General features: G+C 71.0%; 2 protein-coding genes. One reads left to right on the top strand and one right to left on the bottom strand.

Annotated features, from left to right (window positions below; genetic code table 11):
* Positions 1–445: 445 nt before the first annotated feature.
* Complete coding sequence (locus C1J00_RS42485; protein WP_102914125.1) at positions 446–1,378, top strand: lytic polysaccharide monooxygenase; 933 nt, start codon at positions 446–448, stop codon at positions 1,376–1,378.
* A 17-nt stretch (positions 1,379–1,395) separates the two neighbouring features.
* On the opposite strand, the gene C1J00_RS42480 is transcribed toward C1J00_RS42485, so the two are convergent.
* Positions 1,396–2,037, bottom strand: coding sequence for a Tat pathway signal sequence domain protein (locus C1J00_RS42480; protein ID WP_102914126.1), 642 nt, complete (start codon positions 2,035–2,037; stop codon positions 1,396–1,398).
* Positions 2,038–2,055: the final 18 nt, after the last annotated feature.

Here is a 2,055-nt window from a genome sequence, read left to right as displayed (position 1 = left end):
GGCTGCGGTCAGCAGGGCGGTGGAGACGACGGCGACGGATATCAGCTTCCGTCTGAGCTCTGGGGAGATACGCACAGTCGTTGCCTTTCGTGGCCGGACTCCGGGCTGGGCGGAGCGGCGGTGGGGTCGCTTCGTCCTCGAAGCGGAGGGGGGTGGTTCGAAAAGCGAAGAGCGACGCGATGGCCGGCCAGGCGTGTGGCGGAAGCGGACCGTTCGGGGTTACCTGTGGGTCAGCTGCGTTCGAACGATAGGCAAAGGGAAGGTCATCGGGATACAGGGGAAACCCTCGTTCCCTTCGCCACCCCACCCTCTATGGCAGGCGGACAGCGGGCAGTTGGCCGCCCAATGGGCGCTTTTGCAGCGGGTCGTTACGCGATGAACGCGTCGGGCCGATTTCCCGTACTGCACACCGAACGTCGCCGCCGGGCCGAGGAGAAGCAGACGGATGCCTCGTACGACCGCACACCGCACCGCACTCGCCGCGGTCCTGGTGACCCCGCTGCTGCTGCCGCTCGGGACGGCGGGACCCGCCCGCGCGCACGGGGCGCCGACGGACCCGGTGAGCCGGGTGGTGGCCTGTTCCCCACAGGGCGGTGACCGGGCGGGCACGGCGGCGTGCCGTGCGGCCGTCGCCGCGAACGGCACGCCCTTCACGGCGTGGGACAACCTGCGGGTGGCGAACGTGAACGGCCGGGACCGCTCGGTGATCCCGGACGGGAAGCTGTGCAGCGGTGGCCTGCCCGCCTACCGGGGCCTCGACCTCGCCCGCGCCGACTGGCCGTCGACCCGGATGACACCCGGCGCGACACTGACGATGCGGTACGTCTCGACGATCCCGCACACCGGCACGTTCCGGATGTATCTGACGAAGCCCGGCTACGACCCGGCCGGGCCGCTGTCCTGGTCCGACCTGCCCTCGAAGCCGTTCGCCGAGGTGAGGGACCCGGCCCTGACGGACGACGCGTACCGCATCGAGGCGACTGTCCCGTCCGACCGGGCCGGGCGGCATGTGCTGTACACGGTCTGGCAGAACAGCAGCACGCCGGACACCTACTACTCGTGCTCGGACGTGGTGTTCCCGGAGGCGGAGAAGAAGACGGAGAAGGAGCCGCGGAAGGAGGAGGCGCGCACGGAACGGAAGACGGAGGAGCCGGAGAAGAGGAAGCCCGAACAGAGGAGGGCGCCGGAGAAGAAGGAGCCGGTGGCGAGCCCCGCCGTCGACTCCTCCGGCCCGCGGCCCCAGGACGACCACACGCCACTGGCCACCACGTCCGGCCCGTCCTCCGGCCCCTCCGCGCCCCTGCTGGCGGGCGGCGCCGCGGCGGTGCTGCTGCTCGCCGGCGGCGCCGCCCTGGCCGTACGGCTACGGCGACGCTGAACTACCGTCACCCGCCCCTAGTTGACCACGACGGCCACGCCCCCCTTGGTCACCGGGGCGTACTTGGCGGTGAAGTAGGCGTTGCTGAAGCACAGCGACGAGCCGGACACCTTGGTGAAGTGCTGGTTGGTGAAGGAGATGCTGTTGTCGGCGTTGCTCGCCGTGCCGGTCAGGCCGGGGGTCCGGTAGACGCAGGTGATGGTGCCGAGCAGGGTGCGCAGCTTGACCGTGGACTGGACGGCGGAGCCCGCGGCCGGAGTCACGGAGACGGTGCCGTCGGAGGACACGCTGGTGGTGTAGGGCAGGTTGTCGACGGTGATGCCGCTGACGCCGAGCACCCCGATGACGTTGGCTGTGCAGCCACTGGTGTCGAAGCTGTGCGACGTCAGGGACTCGGTGGCGGTGCCGGGGGCGGCCGGGTTGTCGGTGACGGCGGCGGAGAACGCCGACTTGGTGCAGGAGATGCCGCTGGTGCCGGTCGCGCTGGAGTAGAAGGTGGCGGCGGTGCCGCTCGCCAGGGACGCGTCGAGGACGTCGCCGACCGCGACGGCCGCTCCGTCGGCGGTGGTCAGAACGGGAGTGTCAGCCGCGGAGGCGGGGGCGGCGAGGCCCAGGGCGGCGACGGCGGCGGTGAGGGTGAGGAGGGTGCGTGTACGCATGCGGGTGTACCTCTTTCC

Origin of the sequence: Streptomyces cahuitamycinicus, from assembly GCF_002891435.1 — a bacterium.
Lineage (GTDB): Bacteria > Actinomycetota > Actinomycetes > Streptomycetales > Streptomycetaceae > Streptomyces > Streptomyces cahuitamycinicus.
The sequence above is the reverse complement of the archived record's forward strand: the minus strand, read 5'-3'. Positions and strand labels throughout refer to the sequence as shown.